The sequence below is a fragment of the Gordonia sp. 11cp genome, assembly GCF_057767225.1.
Map to the genome: position 1 here is coordinate 134064 of NZ_CM173437.1, position 17794 is coordinate 151857.

At 67.0% G+C, this 17794-nt stretch carries 15 protein-coding genes and 1 pseudogene; 6 read left to right on the forward strand and 10 right to left on the reverse strand.

Translation table 11 applies throughout. The features are described from left to right. Positions 1–12 precede the first annotated feature (12 nt). Positions 13–1680, forward strand: a pseudogene (gene kstD / locus AC3B6C_RS00655) (3-oxosteroid 1-dehydrogenase). On the opposite strand, the gene AC3B6C_RS00660 reads toward kstD, so the two are convergent. The 10 genes from AC3B6C_RS00660 to rpsH all read right to left on the reverse strand — a co-directional run bounded on the left by AC3B6C_RS00660 (position 1666) and on the right by rpsH (position 9592). Continuing rightward, positions 1666–3753 carry a bifunctional lysylphosphatidylglycerol flippase/synthetase MprF gene (locus tag AC3B6C_RS00660; protein WP_488374572.1) on the reverse strand — a complete coding sequence of 696 codons (2088 nt, stop codon included), beginning with the start codon at positions 3751–3753 and terminating at the stop codon, positions 1666–1668. The pseudogene kstD and the gene AC3B6C_RS00660 sit on opposite strands and share 15 nt — an antisense overlap. A 243-nt stretch (positions 3754–3996) precedes the next feature. Next, a complete protein-coding gene (gene map / locus AC3B6C_RS00665) occupies positions 3997–4794 on the reverse strand; it encodes a type I methionyl aminopeptidase (RefSeq protein ID WP_488374573.1) in 798 nt (265 codons plus the stop codon). A gap of 37 nt (positions 4795–4831) precedes the next feature. Continuing rightward, entirely contained in the window at positions 4832–5386 is a 555-nt protein-coding gene (locus tag AC3B6C_RS00670; RefSeq protein WP_014927812.1) for an adenylate kinase, read from the reverse strand. Beyond that, a complete protein-coding gene (gene secY / locus AC3B6C_RS00675) occupies positions 5383–6711 on the reverse strand; it encodes a preprotein translocase subunit SecY (RefSeq protein ID WP_014927813.1) in 1329 nt (442 codons plus the stop codon). The genes AC3B6C_RS00670 and secY overlap by 4 nt, the downstream gene beginning before the upstream one ends. Before the next feature lie 205 nt (positions 6712–6916). After that, positions 6917–7357: a 50S ribosomal protein L15 gene (rplO, locus tag AC3B6C_RS00680; protein WP_004023566.1), complete on the reverse strand. Its 441-nt coding sequence runs from the start codon at positions 7355–7357 to the stop codon at positions 6917–6919. Then, on the reverse strand, positions 7354–7539 hold the full coding sequence (rpmD, locus tag AC3B6C_RS00685; protein ID WP_010842209.1) for a 50S ribosomal protein L30: 186 nt from the start codon (positions 7537–7539) through the stop codon (positions 7354–7356). The genes rplO and rpmD overlap by 4 nt, the downstream gene beginning before the upstream one ends. A 2-nt stretch (positions 7540–7541) precedes the next feature. After that, positions 7542–8189 (reverse strand): 30S ribosomal protein S5, encoded by a 648-nt coding sequence (rpsE, locus tag AC3B6C_RS00690; RefSeq protein ID WP_010842210.1) that lies wholly within the window; start codon positions 8187–8189, stop codon positions 7542–7544. A gap of 46 nt (positions 8190–8235) precedes the next feature. Then, complete coding sequence (gene rplR, locus AC3B6C_RS00695; RefSeq protein ID WP_010842211.1) at positions 8236–8640, reverse strand: 50S ribosomal protein L18; 405 nt, start codon at positions 8638–8640, stop codon at positions 8236–8238. A 3-nt stretch (positions 8641–8643) separates the two neighbouring features. After that, positions 8644–9180 carry a 50S ribosomal protein L6 gene (gene rplF, locus AC3B6C_RS00700; RefSeq protein ID WP_010842212.1) on the reverse strand — a complete coding sequence of 179 codons (537 nt, stop codon included), beginning with the start codon at positions 9178–9180 and terminating at the stop codon, positions 8644–8646. A 13-nt stretch (positions 9181–9193) separates the two neighbouring features. Next, positions 9194–9592: a 30S ribosomal protein S8 gene (gene rpsH / locus AC3B6C_RS00705; protein ID WP_010842213.1), complete on the reverse strand. Its 399-nt coding sequence runs from the start codon at positions 9590–9592 to the stop codon at positions 9194–9196. 271 nt (positions 9593–9863) lie between these two features. On the opposite strand from rpsH, the gene AC3B6C_RS00710 reads away from it, so the two are divergent. The 5 genes from AC3B6C_RS00710 to narJ all read left to right on the forward strand — a co-directional run bounded on the left by AC3B6C_RS00710 (position 9864) and on the right by narJ (position 17766). Beyond that, positions 9864–11009 carry a PQQ-dependent sugar dehydrogenase gene (locus AC3B6C_RS00710; protein WP_488374574.1) on the forward strand — a complete coding sequence of 382 codons (1146 nt, stop codon included), beginning with the start codon at positions 9864–9866 and terminating at the stop codon, positions 11007–11009. 222 nt (positions 11010–11231) lie between these two features. After that, positions 11232–11573 carry a cupin domain-containing protein gene (locus AC3B6C_RS00715; RefSeq protein ID WP_488374575.1) on the forward strand — a complete coding sequence of 114 codons (342 nt, stop codon included), beginning with the start codon at positions 11232–11234 and terminating at the stop codon, positions 11571–11573. Between the two features lie 126 nt (positions 11574–11699). Then, positions 11700–15419 (forward strand): nitrate reductase subunit alpha, encoded by a 3720-nt coding sequence (locus tag AC3B6C_RS00720; protein WP_488374576.1) that lies wholly within the window; start codon positions 11700–11702, stop codon positions 15417–15419. Further along, positions 15419–17098: a nitrate reductase subunit beta gene (gene narH / locus AC3B6C_RS00725; protein ID WP_488374577.1), complete on the forward strand. Its 1680-nt coding sequence runs from the start codon at positions 15419–15421 to the stop codon at positions 17096–17098. The genes AC3B6C_RS00720 and narH overlap by 1 nt, the downstream gene beginning before the upstream one ends. Next, on the forward strand, positions 17095–17766 hold the full coding sequence (narJ, locus tag AC3B6C_RS00730; protein WP_488374578.1) for a nitrate reductase molybdenum cofactor assembly chaperone: 672 nt from the start codon (positions 17095–17097) through the stop codon (positions 17764–17766). Before narH ends, narJ begins: the two co-directional genes overlap by 4 nt. Positions 17767–17794 lie beyond the last annotated feature (28 nt).

The following is a 17794-nucleotide window of genomic DNA, read 5'->3' on the forward strand; positions in this document are numbered from 1 at the left end:
ATTGGATGGAACATGGACGTTGTCGACGTGGTGGTAGTTGGGTCCGGCGCGGGCGGGATGGCTGCGGCCATCACCGCCGCAGGACAGGGTCTCTCGACGGTGGTCCTGGAGAAGTCTCGATTCTGGGGTGGATCGACAGCGCGTTCGGGAGGCGGGGTGTGGGTACCCGGAAACGACGTGCTGCGCAGTCACCTTCCGGCTCGTGATGTGGAAGACGCCCGCATCTACTTGCGCGCGATCGTCGGACCCGATGCGGATCCTCGTCGGATCGACGCATTCATCGATCGCGGGGCCGAGGCTCTCCGGTACCTGACCGCACACAGTGCTCTGGACCTGGAGTGGGTTCGCGGTTACAGCGACTACCTGCCCGAATGCCCGGGTGGGCAGAGCGACGGACGGTCATGCGAGCCACGTCCGTTCGACGGTCGCAGACTCGGCGACGACCTGGCGACACTGCAGCCGTTCTACACCGCGACGCCCATGAACGTCGTGGTCCAGCAATCGGATTACCGCTGGTTGAGCCTGGGCACCCGACACTGGCGCGGGCCGACCCGCGCTGTGCGAGTCGCGACCCGGACAGCAGTCGGGCGGGCTCGCGGAGCCAGACTGCTCGGTCTCGGCGGCGCGTTGGCGGGCTCACTGATGATCGGCGTCCGGCAAGCCGGTGTCCCCGTTCATCTCGACACGGCCGCAGAAGAGCTCATCCTCACAGACGGCAGGGTGACGGGTGTCCGTTGCGCTGACGGGAGGGCGTTCACCGCGCGCAGTGGGGTGATCATCGCGAGCGGCGGCTTCGACCACGACGCCCAGATGAGGGCCGAGCACCACCGGCCGCCGGCGGGGCCCGCCCTGTCCCTGGGCGCGTCGAGCAACACGGGAGATGGCATCCGGGCGGCGATCGCGGCGGGTGCAGCCACCGCCCTGATGGACGACGCGTGGTGGGCGCCGTCGATCCCGTTGCCCAAGGGACCGTGGTTCGCCCTGGCGGAACGGTCCCTGCCTCGCAGCATGATCGTGAACTCGGCCGGTCGACGCTTCATGAACGAGTCACTGCCGTACATCGAGGCAACCCACCGCATGTTCGGCGGTCGATGGGGACGGGGAGACGGCCCGGCCGCCAATCTGCCGTGCTGGCTCGTCTTCGATCAGACGTACCGCGATCGCTACATGTTCGCAGGTAAGCCCGCGCGAACCACGCTGCCCCGGTCCTGGTTCGAGAGCGGAGCCGTGACGAGGGCCGACTCGATCGTCGAGCTCGCCCACGCCATCGGCGTGCCGGCGGCGAATCTCTCGACGACCGTCGCAACGTTCAACCGCGCGGCCCACGCGGGGCACGACAGCGAGTTCCGTAGGGGCGAATCCGCCTGAGATCGCTACTATTCCGATCCCACCAACAAGCCCAATCCGAGCCTGGGCGCCATCGATCGGGGGCCTTTCTACGCGGCGCGGATGGTCCCTGCCGATCTGGGGACCAAGGGTGGAATCGTCACCGACACCCACGCGCGGGCTCTCGACTCCGACGGAAGACCGATCCCGGGCCTGTACGCCGTCGGGAACGCCTCCGCAGCACTCATGGGTCACACGTACGCAGGACCCGGCGCGACGATCGGTCCCGCACTGGTCTTCGGATACCTCGCGGCACTGCATGCCAGCGGAAACACACCGTCACTCCCCTCGTGACGCCGCCAACCGGACGAGCTGGCCCGTGGTGGCGTCCGGCAGGTAGGCCCGCGAGATGGCGACACCGATACGTGGGAGGTCGGATTCGTCACGGAACGCCAGGTAGACCGGCTCGTACCGGGGGTTGAACTTCTTCTTGAAGGTGTGCAGCGACCGGAACCCGTAGTACGGCTCGAGTGCGGCCCCCAGCGTGTCGAGCAGTTTGTCCAACGGCTCGGCCTCGAAGTCGCCGGTCCGGGCCAGCGGGGCGCCCGACAGCGAGATGAACTGCGCACCTTCGTCTTTGAAAGCGACCGCCGACGATGCGATGAGATATTCGACGACCGGCCCGAACCCGTCGGTCCGGCGCCTCATGATGTCGAGTGTCCAGCCCGCGATGTCGCCGCCCGGAGCGAACACCGGCAACCACGAGAGCACGCCGTGCACGTTGCCCGTCGGGTCCACCGCGAGTGCCACCCTCACCGCGGGATCCATGGCCTCCTCGACACTGCCCAGGGTGAAACCCATCTCGGGTAGGCCCTTGTCCCCCACCCATTCCTCCGAGATGGCGCGCACCTGGGTCTTGACGGCGAACGACTCGTCGGCGAGCGAGACCATCCGCATCGAGATGTCCTGCTTGGCAGCCTTGTTCATCGCCGACCGCACGTGTTGCCACGGCTTGCCCTTGAACTCCAGGCCCGGCAGGTCGACGATCGTGTCCTCCGCGATCTGCACACTGAGCCACCCGCGCTCGGTGACGATCTCCGACGTCGCCGAACCGATCGAGAACCAGCAGGGCGTGGCGCCGGCACCTTCGGCGAGTTCGACGAAGGCGTCGACCGCGTCACGCAGCCGGTCGGGCGCACACACCGGATCGGCGAGCGCCACCATCGTGCCGACATGCTTGCGGTAGGTCACCACGGACTGATCGTCGAGGTCGCGTGCGTCCCCGGTGAATTGGTAGCTGTTGCCCGGCCACGTCGTCATCCACGACATGGTGCCGCCGCCGTGCACGCGGAGCAGCTCCCCGACGCGGCCGACCGGGTCGTCGACCTGGCCGGAGGTACCGACCTGACGTACGCGCCACGGCACCGCGAAGGCGAACCGGCCGGGTATGAGGATCGCGAGGACCACCACCCACAGGAGCGTGGTCCCGAGCGTCACCGCGCCTTCCGACGACACGTCGGTGAAGACGACGAGGACCACCGCGAGCACAGTCGCGAGGACGTTGAGCGCACCGAGGACGACGGCCACCCACCATGCCCATCGTTTGCCGCGCCGCAGCTGGTCGGCGATGAGCACGTTGACGACGAGGCCGATCAGCATCGTGAACAGCGAGTCGTCACCGGAGTCGGTGGGTCCCAGCGGCCCGCTGCCCGGAAACAGGAAGACCAGGAGGTTCGCGCCCGCGATGACCAGCAGCGCGGCGCACCCCAGCATGCGGACCTCACGCCGCGTGCGGGGAACCCAGCCGCGCTCGTTGGTGGCGAAGAACTTCTCCCCGACGACCATCATGATGACCGTTGCGAGGACGTATTCGACCGAGGCGAGGGTTCCCTCGAACAGGAACGCGATCGAGACGATCGCCCCCAGCAGGACCCGGACACGCAGCCGCCACGGCGAACGGACGGTCGCCGAGGCCACGGCCACGGCCGACACGACCAGCGCCCCAACGCCGGTGGCACGCGAGTCCGCCAGTTGTTCCGCCCAGCGCCAGGACGTGACCTCCGACGACAGCAACCACAACAGCAGGACCGTCAGCAGACACGAGACCAGGTGGCCAGCGACACCGACCAGAACGGCCCGCACCGTGCCCAATTGCCACTCGGCCCAACCCATCCCGACGATCACGGCCACCACAGCCAGCAGGTACAGCCAGGGCCCGGGCTCGACGAACGCGGACGTGACGGGCGTCCACCATCGCCCCTCCCGAACAGCGGGCAGCCCGAACGCGACATCCCGATACCAGGATTTGTCCGATGCCCGGCCCCACAGCGAGCCGGTCGTCGCACCGACGATCAGCAGGGCCGTCGCGAGGGCGATGGTGAACGGAAGCCGGCGCACGACGATGAGCCAGGACACGTCAGAATGCATGGTCAACGGTACGACGAGACGGCCGCGCCCACACGGTCATCGCACATGAACAGTACTCCGCGGGTGTCGCACACCAGCGTTCGTCATACCGGCGCCAGACGACGGCCTCGTCGTGGATGTGGAGGACACCCGGATCGAGCCCCAGACCTGAACTCGACTCCCAGACCACGATCGAAGTCTGTCGGTCGAGTTGACGTCTGCCGGTCGCGGAGCCGACGGCCATCCTGCGCGTGGCGCTCAGACTCAGGCGGGGCGAGTGGTGAGGATCCGCGGGCCGTCGGCGGTGACCGCGACGGTGTGTTCCCAATGTGCGGAGCGCGATCCGTCATCGGTGACGACGGTCCAGTCGTCGTCGAGGACGGTGGTCTCGGTGGTGCCGAGCGTCAGCATCGGCTCGATGGCGAGCGTGGACCCGATGACGAGCGTCGGCCCCTTACCCGGCTCACCCTCGTTGGCCAGGAACGGGTCCATGTGCATCTCGCGGCCGATCCCGTGTCCGCCATAGCCGTCCACGATGCCGAATGCCCGACCGTACTTCTTCTCGGCGGCGCGAGTGCCGAGTTCGATGGCATGGGAGATGTCGGTGAGACGCGCACCGTCGACCATCGCCGCGATACCCGCCTCCATCGACAGGCGCGTCGCCTCGGACAGTTCCTCGTCCGCGGCGGAGAGTGCGCCCACACCGAAGGTCCAGGCCGAGTCGCCGTGCCATCCGTCGAGGATCGCACCGCAGTCGATCGACACCAGATCGCCGTCGGCCAGAACGACCTCCGCAGACGGGATCCCGTGGACGACCACCTCGTTCACCGAGCTGCAGATGGAGCCGGGGAAGCCGTGGTAGCCCTTGAACGACGGCACCGCGCCGGCTCCCCGGATCACGGACTCGGCCACCTCGTCGAGATCGAGGGTGCTCACCCCCGGTTTCGCCGCATCGCGTACCGCGACCAGAGCGGCCCCGACGACCGCACCGGCGGCAGCCATGGCGTCGAGCTCGCCCGCGCTGCGGAACGGGACGACACGCTTGCGCTTACGAAACCCCATGCGTTACAGCGATTCCTCGTTTGTCAGGAAACGCGGGTCAGGAGACGCCGGCACCGAGCGCGCTCAGGACGCGCTGGTGGACGCCCTGGATGTCGCCGACCGCGTCGATGGTCTTGACCTGGTCGCCGTAGTAGGCGAGCAACGGCGCGGTCTCACGGGTGTAGACGTCCATCCGGTTGCGGATGACCTCTTCGGTGTCGTCGGCGCGACCACGCGCCAGCATGCGCTCCACGACGACGTCGGTGTCGACGACGAACGAGAGCACCGCGTCGAGCGAGGCGTCGAGGTTCGCCAGGATGTCGTTGAGGGCGTCGGCCTGCTCGGTCGAGCGCGGGAAGCCGTCGAGGATGAAGCCCTTCGCCGCGTCCGGCTCACCGACGCGGGCGCGGACCATGTCCACGGTGATCTCGGACGGGACGAGGTTGCCGGCGTCGAGGTACTTCTTGGCTTCCACACCCACGGCGGTGCCCTGGGAGATGTTGGCGCGGAAGAGATCGCCGGTCGAGATGTGGGGAATCCCGAGTGCTTCGCTCAAGAGTTCCGCCTGGGTGCCTTTACCTGCTCCGGGCGGGCCGAGGATGACAAGTCTCACTTCAGGAACCCTTCGTACTTGCGTTGCATCAACTGACTGTTGATCTGTTTCATCGTGTCCAGACCCACGCCGACCATGATCAACACGGCCGTACCACCGAACGGCAGGTTCTGGACGTTGCCGCTGTTGCCGATCTCGAGGAACAGGTTCGGGAGTACCGCGATGATACCGAGGTAGATCGAGCCCGGCAGAGTGATGCGACTGAGCACATACCCGAGATATTCGGCGGTCGGGGCGCCCGGTCGGATGCCCGGGATGAACCCACCGTACTTCTTCATCTCGTCGGCGCGCTCTTCTGGATTGAACGTCACAGCCACGTAGAAGTACGTGAAGAAGATGATCATCAGGAAGTACACGGCGATGTAGACGCCGTTGCTGGGGTCGGTCAGATACCTGGTGACGTACTCCTGCCAGGTCGATTGCGTCCCATCGGGATTGCGCGTGAGTTCGACGATCAGCTGGGGCAGGTACAGCAGAGACGAGGCGAAGATCACCGGGATGACGCCGGCCTGGTTGACCTTCAGCGGCAGGTACGTCGACGACCCGCCGTACATCTTCCGGCCGACCATGCGCTTGGCGTACTGCACCGGGATGCGCCGCTGGCCCTGCTCGATGAAGACCACGCCGGCGATGATGATCAGCACGGCGACACACACCAGCGCGAAGACGAGTCCGCCGCGGCTGTTCAGGATGGAGCGACCCTCGGCCGGGATGCGGGCGGCGATACCGGCGAAGATCAGGAGCGACATGCCGTTGCCGATGCCGCGCTCGGTGATGAGCTCACCGAACCACATGACGACACAGGCGCCGGCGGTCATGACGAGCACGATGATCGACAGACCGAAGATGCTCGAGTCGTTGAGCACCTCGCCGCTGGTCGCACAGGACTGCGGAAGGAGCTGGCCGCGATCGGCGAGGGCCACGATGCCGGTCGACTGCAGCAATGCCAGGGCGACGGCGAGATAACGCGTGTACTGCGTCATCTTGGCCTGGCCGGCCTGGCCCTCCTTGCGGAGCTGCTCGAACCGCGGGATGACCACGGTGAGCAGCTGCACGATGATGGCCGCGGTGATGTACGGCATGATGCCGATCGCGAACACCGACAGCTGGAGCAGTGCGCCACCGGAGAACAGGTTGATCAGTGAGTAGACCGAGCTCGACTCACCCGAGGAGACCTCGTCGAGACACGCCCGCACGGCCTGGTAGTCCACGCCCGGGGACGGGACCGTCGCACCCAGCCGATACAGGACGATGATGCCGAGAACGAAGAGGATCTTCTTCCTCAGGTCCGGCGTCCGAATGGCCGCGAAGAGGGGGGAAAGCACTAACTCCTCCTAGGAACGACCACGCGAGGCGTACGTCCCGGGTCGATGCGACCCGGTCCCCGTGTGCTCGGCAATCGACGATGATCTTTCGGGATGCGGCGATCTTGCGGTGTCCGGCGGGACAACGTCTGAGACTCTAACAGTCACACCGAAACGCCCCGGTCGGGCGGCAGCGATGCTGCCGCCCGACCGCGGTGTGTGTCCGTCAGAGTTCGGTGACGCTGCCGCCGGCAGCGGCGATCTTCTCCTTGGCGGAAGCGGTGAACTTGTCGGCGGTGATGTCGACCTTGACCGACAGGTCGCCGTCGCCGAGAACCTTCACCAGCTTGTTCTTGCGAACGGCGCCGGCCGCGACGAGCTCGTCGACGCCGATGGTGCCGCCCTGCGGGAACAGGCGCGCGATGTCGCCGACGTTGACGACCTGGTACTCGATCCGGTTGCGGTTGGTGAAGCCCTTGAGCTTCGGCAGCCGCATGTGGATCGGCATCTGGCCACCCTCGAACCCGGCGGGCACGTTCTTGCGTGCCTTGGTGCCCTTGGTGCCGCGACCGGCGGTCTTACCCTTGGACCCCTCACCGCGACCCACGCGGGTCTTGTCGGTCTTCGACCCCGGTGCGGGGCGAAGGTGATGGAGTTTGATGGTCATGCTTGAACCTCTTCGACTGTCACGAGGTGACGAACCGCGTTGATGAGGCCGCGGTTGATCGGCGTGTCCTCGCGGGTGACGGTCTGGCGGATGCCCCGGAGTCCGAGGGTCCGCAGGCTGTCACGCTGATTCTTCTTGGTACCGATGGTGCCCTTGACCTGGGTGATCTTCAGCTCTGCCATGATCAGACTCCCTGTCCTGCACGGGCGCGCAACATACCGGCCGGAGCGACGTCCTCGATCGGCAGACCGCGGCGGGCCGCGACCTCTTCGGGACGCTGCAGCATCTTGAGTGCGGCAACGGTGGCGTGCACGACGTTGATGGCGTTGTCCGAGCCGAGGCTCTTGGCGAGGACGTCGTGGACGCCCGCGCACTCGAGCACGGCACGCACCGCGCCACCGGCGATGACACCGGTACCGGGGCTGGCCGGGCGCAGCATGACGACACCGGCGGCCGCCTCACCCTGGACCGGGTGGGTGACGGTCGCGCCGATCATCGGCACGCGGAAGAAGTTCTTGCGAGCTTCCTCGACGCCCTTCTGGATCGCCGCCGGGACTTCCTTGGCCTTGCCGTAGCCGACACCGACCATGCCCTGGCCGTCGCCGACGACCACGAGAGCGGTGAACGAGAAACGGCGTCCGCCCTTGACCACCTTCGAGACGCGGTTGATGGTCACCACGCGCTCGAGCTGGTTGCGGTCCTGGTCGCGGCCGCCGCGATCGCGACGGTCGCCGCGGCCACCGCCGCGACGGTCGTTGCCGCCGCCCTGGTTGTTCTGGTTGTTGTCGTTACCGGCGGGTCCGTTTCCGCCGTCACGCTGACGTCCGGGCATCAGAGGTTCCCTCCGGTCATGTGGGTGTAGCTGGTGAAGATGGTCATCAGAAGCTCAGGCCTCCCTCGCGGGCGGCATCGGCGAGCGCTGCGATCCGGCCGTGGTAGTCCTTGCCGCCACGGTCGAACACGACGGCGTCGACGCCGGCGGCCTTGGCGCGGGCGGCGATCAGCTCGCCGACCTTGCGGGCCTGCGCCGACTTGTCGCCGCCTGCGGCACGCACGTCGGCCTCGATCGACGATGCCGCGGCCAGCGTCTTGCCGGCCAGGTCGTCGATGAGCTGGACGTGGATGTGGCGCGAGCTGCGCTTGACCACGAGACGCGGACGGGCCGGGGTTCCGCTGACCTTCTTGCGGAGGCGGAAGTGGCGGTTGGCGGTCGCCTTGCGACGACGCGTCGACACGTCCTTGCCGACGGGCTTGCGAACTGTCTTGGTAGCTGTCTCACTCATGGCTTACTTACCCGTCTTTCCGACCTTGCGACGGATCTGCTCACCCTCGTAGCGAATGCCCTTGCCCTTGTAGGGGTCCGGACGACGCAGGCGGCGGATGACCGCCGAGATCTCGCCGACTTGCTGCTTGTCGATACCCGACACCGAGAACTTGGTCGGGGACTCCACGGCGAACGTGATGCCCGCCGGGGCCTCGATCGGCACGGGATGGCTGTAACCGAGCGCGAACTCGAGGTCGCTGCCCTTGGCCTGCACGCGGTAGCCGACACCGAAGATCTCCATCTTCTTGGTGTAGCCCTGCGTGACGCCCACGACGAGGTTGTTCACGAGTGAACGGCTCAGGCCGTGGAGCGCGCGGCTGCGACGCTCGTCGTTGGGGCGGGTCACGACGATGGAGTTGTCCTCCTTGGCGACCACGATGGGCTCGGAGACGGTGAGCGAGAGCTCACCCTTGGGGCCCTTCACGGTGACGTTCTGGCCGTCGATGGTGACGTCCACGCCCGCGGGGATCTCGATGGGGTTCTTTCCGATACGCGACATTGTGTTACCTCCCCTACCAGACGTAGGCGAGGACTTCGCCGCCCACGCCCTGGTTGGCTGCCTGGCGATCGGTGAGCAGGCCCGACGACGTGGAGATGATGGCCACGCCGAGGCCGCCCAGAACCTTGGGCAGGTTGGTGGACTTTGCATAGACCCGGAGGCCGGGCTTGGAGACGCGGCGCAGGCCGGCGATGGAGCGCTCACGACTCGGGCCGTACTTCAGGGAGACGACGAGGCTCTTGCCGACCTCCGCGTCTTCGGTGCGGTAGTCGGTGATGTAGCCCTCGCGCTTGAGGATCTCGGCGATGTTCACCTTGATCTTCGACGAGGGCAGTGTCACCTCGTCGTGGTACGCCGAGTTGGCGTTACGCAGACGCGTCAAGAAGTCTGCGATCGGGTCAGTCATGGTCATGGGTGACCGTCAACCTTTCTCGTAGCGGTTCCCATACAGCGCCGGACGCGGGGACATCCCCGTGACCTGCGGTGGGCCTTCCACGAAGTGGATAGTTGTTTCTGAAGGTTCTCGCCGCCGATGCCCTTGGCTTTTCGCCGGCACCGGAGACTATTCAGTTGTGTCCCGGACACCTGAGGTGCACAGGCAACCGGTCTAGTGTAGGGAACTCGCAGCGTAGACCCAAATCGGCGCCGGTCATCGGCCGCGGACCTCGGGCACCATCGAGGGTATGGACCGGCGTCAGCTACTCAGATCAGGACTCCTCGGGGCCGGGCTCCTCGGAGTCACCGGCACCACGGTACTGGCCGGCTGCTCCGGCGACGAGGAGACGACCACCACACCACGCGGCGGACCGAACCGGTCCGCGGCGACGGTCCCACCGGGGGGCGTGTCGAACGTCGAGACCGTCGCGTCGGGACTGAACGTGCCCTGGGCGCTGGCCTTCCTGAACGGCGGCGACGCGCTGGTCACCCAGCGTGACGACGCGACCGTCGTGCGGGTGTCCCCTCGCGGCGAGGTGCGGACGGTCGGCGAGTTCGGCGACGCCGCGCCGCTCGGCGAGGGCGGGCTGCAGGGCATCGCGATGGCGCCGGGCGACGAGAGCGCGGTGTTCGTCTACTACACGACGGCCGCCGACAACCGGCTGGTGCGCCTGCAGTTCGACGGGACCCGGCTCACCGGCGCCCGCCCCCTGATCACCGGACTCGACGCGGCCTACAACCATCACGGCGGAGCCCTGGCCTTCGGTCCCGACGGCAGCTTGTTCGTCGCGGTCGGCGATGCCGCGGTGCCGGAGGTCGCCCAGGATCGCGCAGCGCTCAACGGCAAGATCCTGCGGGTCGACCGCGACGGCCGTCCGTGGCCGGGCAACCCGTTCGGCAACGAGGTCTATTCGTACGGGCACCGCAACGTGGAGGGTCTGGCCTTCGACGGTGCGGGGCGGCTGTGGGCGAGCGAGTTCGGACAGAACAGCCGCGACGAGCTCAATCTGATCCGCCCGGGCGGCAACTACGGGTGGCCGGAGGCCGAAGGCGACTCCGACGATCCGCGGTTCGTCGCCCCCGCCGCCACCTGGACCACGCGTGAGGCCTCCCCGGCCGGGCTCGCCATAGTCGGCGACCGCGCGTACATGGCGGCACTCCGCGGTCGGCGGCTGTGGGAGATACCGCTGGCCGACTCACCCGAGGGCACCTCCGACGTGCCCGCGAGCCTCCTCGCCGGCGAGCCGGTCGGCCGCTTCGCCGACGAGTTCGGACGCCTGCGACTCGTGGCCGCGGCACCGGACGGCTCCCTGTGGTTCGGCACCAGCAACACCGACGGTCGGGGCAGGCCGACGGACGGCGACGATCGTCTGCTCCGCATGCGACTGGGTTGACACGACACCGCGCGGTTTCCGACGTCACGCGGAACGCATTCACGAGAACGTCTCATTCGGCATTTCGGAGAATGCCGCCCGCTGCGTTGTGGGCCTATTTCCGCAATGATTGCGTGATCTATTTCTGCCGGTCGTCCCAGGCGCGATCGAAATGGACAACGAACCGGACCCGATCCACCCGATTGCCGTATCGGCGTCGTGTCGCGATGCCATGGTGTACACGTGGATTCGACTCATCTGCCCGAACTCGTCGACCAGCTCCTCTCCTCCGCGCGTGAGGCGTCGAGCCGGCGAGCCTCTCATACGTTGCACGGCAACTCGTCTCGTCACCTGCGGCAGACGGTGATCGCACTGGTCGCGGGCGCCGCGCTGTCGGATCACGACAGTCCCACCGAGGCCACGGTGCAGGTCCTCCGCGGACGCGTCGTCCTGACCGAGGCGGATGGCGACCAGAGTGGCCGCTGGGAAGGTGCGCAGGGCGACCTGGTGACGATTCCCTCGAAACGCCATGGCCTGACCGCCGAAGAGGATTCCGCGATCCTGCTGACCGTCGCGACACGGTGACCGTGCCGATCACATTGGAGTTGTCCACATGCCACGAATGTATTCTGCGGAAACATTGTGCGCCGCATTTGATCGACTTTTCGATTCGCTAAGAAAGTTCGCCATACCGTCCGTAGGGTGACGCACATGGCCCGGTCTGACGACATCCAGGGCACTGCAGCCACAGCCCTGTTGGACATCGGAAAATTCTTCACCCGTTGGGACGAGACGGACGACCGTCGAGCGGTCTTCCGCGAGGGTGGCCGCGCAGGCGACGTGTTCTACCGCGATCGGTGGAGCCACGACAAGATCGTGCGCTCCACGCACGGGGTGAACTGCACGGGTTCCTGCTCCTGGAAGGTCTACGTCAAGGACGGCATCATCACCTGGGAGACCCAGGAGACCGACTATCCGTCGGTCGGCCCGGACCGTCCCGAGTACGAGCCGCGCGGGTGCCCGCGCGGGGCCGCCTTCTCGTGGTACACCTACTCCCCCACGCGCGTGCGGCATCCGTACGCGCGTGGTGTCCTCGTCGAGATGTACCGCGAGGCCAAGAAGCGCCTCCACGATCCCGTCGAGGCCTGGGCCGATGTGGTGGGCGATCCGCTTCGGCGGCGCTCGTATCAGCAGGCTCGCGGCAAGGGCGGACTGGTACGGGTGAACTGGGACGAGGCCATCGAGATGGCGGCCGCCGCACACGTGCACACGATCAAGACGTACGGCCCCGACCGCTGTGCGGGCTTCTCACCCATCCCGGCGATGTCGATGGTCAGCCACTGCGTCGGCACCCGGTTCATCCAGCTCATCGGCGGGGTGATGACGTCGTTCTACGACTGGTACGCCGACCTCCCGGTGGCGAGCCCGCAGGTCTTCGGCGACCAGACCGACGTTCCCGAATCCGGCGACTGGTGGGATGCGACCTACCTGATGATGTGGGGTTCCAACGTCCCCGTCACGCGGACCCCGGACGCCCACTGGATGGCCGAGGTGCGATACCGGGGCACCAAGGTGGTGACCGTCAGCCCCGACTACGCCGACAACACGAAGTTCGCCGACGAATGGCTGCCGGCCCAGGCCGGCACCGACGGCGCCCTCGCGATGGCGATGGGGCACGTCATCCTCACCGAGTTCTTCGTGCAGCGCTCGACCGGCTTCTTCGACGACTATGTGCGGCGTTACACCGACCTCCCGTTCCTGATCCACCTCGACGAGCAGGGCGACGAGCACCCGGGCCAGTTCGTCGCGGGAAAGTTCGTCACCGCCGACGAACTCGACCCGGGAGGCCGTGCACCCGCCGACGAGGACGTGTGGAAGACCGTCTTCTGGGACTCCGAGCAGGACGGACCGGCGATTCCCAACGGTTCGATGGGCTTCCGGTATGCCGAGTCGGGCAAGGGTCGGTGGAACCTCGATCTCGAAGGCGCGCGTCCGGCGCTGACCCTGCTCGGCGATGCCGCCGAGCACGTCACCGTGGCCTTCCCCCTGTTCGACGCGCCCGACGGCAGCGGCACGGTGATCCGGCGCGGCGTCCCCGCGCGACGCATCGGCGGTCGGCTCGTCACCACCGTCTACGACCTGATGCTCGCCCAGTACGGCGTCGCCCGCGACGGACTCCCCGGCGAGTGGCCCACCGGTTACGACGACGTCTCGGCGCCCTACACCCCGGCATGGCAGGCCGAGATCACCGGCGTCCCGGCGGCCGCCGCGATCCGCGTCGCGCGCGAGTTCGCCGCGAATGCCGAGGAGTCACAGGGCCGGTCGATGATCATCATGGGGGCCGGTATCTGCCAGTGGTTCCACGGCGACGCGACCTATCGCGCGATCCTGTCCCTGCTGATTCTCACCGGGTGCATGGGCCGCAACGGCGGAGGCTGGGCGCACTACGTCGGACAGGAGAAATGCCGCCCCATCACCGGGTGGATCTCGCTGGCGAACGCGCTGGACTGGACGCGTCCGCCGCGCACGATGACCGGTACGTCGTACTGGTACATGCACACCGGTCAGTGGCGGAACGACGGGTATTCGACGGCCTCACTCGCCTCTCCCCTCGCCCGCGGCACGATGGACCACGAACACACCGCCGACGCCATCGCACAGTCGGCACGACTCGGGTGGATGCCCTTCTATCCCCAGTTCTCCGCCAACCCGCTCGACGTCGGCGAGGCCGCGGCGGCTGCGATCGACGACGGTACGGCCACCGATGTCGCCGGCTACGTCGCCGAACGTCTGCAGAGCGGTGACCTGACCCCGGCGATCTCCGACGTCGACGCCCCCGAGAACTGGCCGCGGACGCTGGTGCTCTGGCGGTCGAACCTGCTCGGCTCGTCGGCCAAGGGCAACGAGTACTTCCTCCGCACGCTGCTCGGCACGCACCACAACGTCCTCGGCACGGAGAATCCCGACACACCGCGTCCCGCCGAGATCCGTTGGCGCGACGACATTCCCGAGGGCAAACTCGATCTGCTGCTGTCCGCGGATTTCCGGATGACCTCGACGACGCTGCTGTCCGACATCGTGCTCCCGGCGGCCACGTGGTACGAGAAGTACGACCTGTCGTCGACGGACATGCACCCGTTCGTCCACGCCTTCACCCCGGCGATCGACCCGCCGTGGGAGGCGAAGTCCGATTTCGAGTTGTTTCATCGGCTCGCACGCCGACTGTCCGAGATGGCCCGCACCCACCTGGGGACGCGCCACGACCTGGTGAGCGTGCCGCTGCAGCACGACACTCCCGGCGAGACGGCTCAACCGCACGGTCGGGTGGTCGACTGGCAGCGGGACGGAGCTCGCGGGCAGCCGGGCCGCAACATGCCCAATTTCAGTGTCGTCGAACGGGATTACACGACGATCGCGGACAAGCTGGCGACCGTCGGTCCACTGGCCGACTCGCTCGGTTTCACCGTCAAGAACGTCACCTACCCACTCGAGGAGCAGACGCGGCGACTCGCCGAATCCAACGGGGTGATGCTGGGCGGGGCCGGCGACGGCCGGCCGGCCATCGACACCGACGAGAAACTCGCCGAGGCCATCCTCACGCTGTCGGGTACCACGAACGGCGAACTCGCGGTTGCCGGTTTCGAGCAACTCCAGGAACGTGTCGGCGTGCGGCTCGACGATCTCGCACGCGGTTCCGAGGAGAAGCGGATCAGTTTCGCCGACACCCAGAAGGCACCGGTGCCGGTGATCACCTCCCCCGAGTGGTCGGGGTCGGAGACCGGCGGGCGCCGGTATGCGCCGTTCACCGTGAACATCGAACGCCTCAAGCCTTTTCACACCCTCACCGGACGGATGCACTTCTACCTCGATCACGACTGGATGATCGACATGGGCGAGTCGTTCCCCATCTACCGGCCGCCGCTGGACATGCACAGGCTGTTCGGCGAACCCAAACTCGGCCCCGACGGCTCCCGGGAGATCACGGTCCGCTACCTCACCCCGCACTCCAAATGGTCCATTCACAGTGAATACCAGGACAACCTGTTCATGCTGTCGCTGTCGCGGGGCGGCCCGACCGCGTGGCTCAGCCCCCAGGACGCGGCCTCGATCGAGGTGTCCGACAACGACTGGATCGAATGCGTCAACGCCAATGGGGTGTTCGTCTGCCGGGCGATCGTCAGTCACCGCATGCCGGCCGGGGTCTGCTACGTCCACCACGCGCAGGAACGCACCATCGACGTACCGAAGTCGGAGGCGACGGGACGCCGTGGCGGCATCCACAATTCACCGACGCGGTTGCTCGTGAAACCGACGCACCTCATCGGCGGGTACGCCCAGTTGTCCTACGCCTTCAACTATCTCGGCCCCACCGGCAATCAGCGCGACATGGTGTCGACGATCCGCAAACGCGCGCAGGAGGTGACGTACTGATGCGAGTGATGGCTCAGGTCGGGATGGTGATGAATCTCGACAAGTGCATCGGTTGCCACACCTGCTCGGTGACCTGCAAACAGGCGTGGACCAATCGATCGGGTACGGAGTACGTCTGGTTCAACAATGTCGAAACCCGCCCGGGACAGGGCTATCCGCGCCGTTACGAGGACCAGGACACGTGGCGTGGCGGTTGGCGGCTCAACCGCAACGGCAAGTTGCGACTCCGAGCCGGCGGACGACTGCAGAAACTGCTGACGCTCTTCGCGAGTCCGGTCCAACCCACCATCGACGACTATTACGAACCGTGGACGTATGACTACCAGACCCTGATCGACGCCCCGCTCGGCGACGACTTCCCCGTCGCCCGGCCCAAATCCTTGCTGACGGGCAAGGACACGAAAGTGACCTGGTCGGCGAACTGGGACGACAACCTCGGCGGCGGACCGGAACTCGCACCGCACGATCCCGTCGTCGAGAAGCTGCGACGCGAGTCCGAGGACGCCGTCAAGTTCGGCTTCGAGCAGACGTTCATGTTCTATCTGCCGCGGATCTGCGAGCACTGTCTCAATCCCAGCTGCATGGCGTCGTGCCCGTCCGGCGCGATCTACAAGCGCAGCGAGGACGGCATCGTGCTCGTCGACCAGGACCGCTGCCGCGGCTGGCGACAGTGCATCACCGGATGTCCCTACAAGAAGATCTATTTCAACCACAAGTCGGGCAAGGCCGAGAAGTGCACCCTCTGCTATCCGCGCATCGAGGTCGGTCAGCCGACGGTGTGTTCGGAGACATGCGTCGGCCGACTGCGCTATCTCGGCATCTTCCTCTACGACGCCGACGCGGTGACCGCGGCGGCGTCGACCCCTGATGAACGAGATCTGTACGAGGCCCAGCTCGACCTGATGCTCGACCCCGAGGACCCGGAGGTCATCGCCGCGGCCACCGCCGACGGGATACCGGACGACTGGCTCGAGGCGGCACGTCGATCACCGGTCTACGCGCTGGCCAAGAAGTACCGGGTCGCACTCCCGCTGCACCCGGAATACCGCACCATGCCGATGGTCTGGTACGTACCGCCCTTGTCGCCGATCGTCGACCTGCTCACCGAACAGGGGCACGACGCCGAGAGTCCGGGAACACTGTTCGGCGCGATCGAGGCACTCCGGATCCCCGTCGAGTACCTGGCGGAGCTGTTCAGTGCGGGAGACACCGACGTCATCGACGGCGTGCTCCGGCGCCTGGCCGCGATGCGCGCCTACATGCGTGACGTCACCCTGGGCCGGGAGACCGACCCAGGCATCCCGGCCGCCGTGGGCATGGACGAGGAACAGGTCTACGAGATGTACCGCCTGATGGCGATCGCGAAATACGATGCTCGTTACGTGATTCCGACCGCCCACCTCGAGCAGGCCGAGAAGCTCGACGAGATGGCGTGCTCGCTGGACCACGAGGACGGACCGGGCATGTTCGACTCGTCGGCCTTCGGCGAGGCCAGTGGGCGGCCCGCACCGGTTTCGGTCGAAACCTTCCACGCGCTCAAACAGCGCCAGACCACCGACACCGCGGCGGGCGAGCACACGATGGCCGGCCGGACCAACCTGCTCAACTGGGACGGAAACGGCGTTCCCGCAGGCATGTTCCCCGAACGCGAACTCCGAGATGGCGGCGGTGCCCCGTGAAGGCTCTGCGCGCCCTCGACCGCCGTTCGGCCACCCGTCGACGGCAACCGGCCGACGCCCGCGTGATCCACCAGATCGCTTCGTGGTGCCTGGGTTATCCCGACGACGACGTCCTCGCACGAGTCGACCTGATGCGTGCCGCGCTCGACGAGCGCAACGAATACGCAGCGGCCCAACGGATGCGGATCACGGTCGATCACCTGGCGGCGGGCGATCCCGGGGACCTCCGACGCGAGTACATCGATCTGTTCGACCTGTCGAAGCGGCACACCCTCTACCTGTCGTACTGGACCGACGGCGACACCCGCCGGCGCGGCACCTCTCTCGGTGAGTTCAAGCAGGCCTACCGGGACAGCGGGTTCCTCGTCGATCTCCACGGGGAGCTGCCCGACCACCTGCCCATCGTGCTCGAGTTCAGCGCCCGCGCCGATCCGCAGCGCGGCGTCGAGATACTCGAGAAGCACCGTGCAGCACTCGAACTCATCAAGTTCTCACTGCTCGAACGCGAATCCCCGTATGCGGCGACGCTCGATGCCGTGTGCAGAACGCTGCCCAGTCCGTCTCCGCCGGACCGCGAATCGGCGATGGCGATGTCGCGGCCCGTCCCCACCGAGACGGTGGGACTCGAACCGTACGACCCGCGACTTCTGCCCCTGGACCCGACGTGACCCGCCACATGCCCGACCCGGCTTGACC

Coding starts and splice junctions, on each gene's coding strand:
- AC3B6C_RS00660 (WP_488374572.1), bottom strand. CDS start 3,753: ATGCATTCTGACGTGTCCTGGCTCATCGTCGTGCGCCGGCTTCCGTTC.
- map (WP_488374573.1), bottom strand. CDS start 4,794: ATGGGGTTTCGTAAGCGCAAGCGTGTCGTCCCGTTCCGCAGCGCGGGC.
- rplO (WP_004023566.1), bottom strand. CDS start 7,357: ATGACCATCAAACTCCATCACCTTCGCCCCGCACCGGGGTCGAAGACC.
- rpmD (WP_010842209.1), bottom strand. CDS start 7,539: ATGGCAGAGCTGAAGATCACCCAGGTCAAGGGCACCATCGGTACCAAG.
- rpsE (WP_010842210.1), bottom strand. CDS start 8,189: ATGCCCGGACGTCAGCGTGACGGCGGAAACGGACCCGCCGGTAACGAC.
- rplR (WP_010842211.1), bottom strand. CDS start 8,640: ATGAGTGAGACAGCTACCAAGACAGTTCGCAAGCCCGTCGGCAAGGAC.
- rplF (WP_010842212.1), bottom strand. CDS start 9,180: ATGTCGCGTATCGGAAAGAACCCCATCGAGATCCCCGCGGGCGTGGAC.
- rpsH (WP_010842213.1), bottom strand. CDS start 9,592: ATGACCATGACTGACCCGATCGCAGACTTCTTGACGCGTCTGCGTAAC.
- AC3B6C_RS00710 (WP_488374574.1), top strand. CDS start 9,864: ATGGACCGGCGTCAGCTACTCAGATCAGGACTCCTCGGGGCCGGGCTC.
- AC3B6C_RS00720 (WP_488374576.1), top strand. CDS start 11,700: ATGGCCCGGTCTGACGACATCCAGGGCACTGCAGCCACAGCCCTGTTG.
- narH (WP_488374577.1), top strand. CDS start 15,419: ATGCGAGTGATGGCTCAGGTCGGGATGGTGATGAATCTCGACAAGTGC.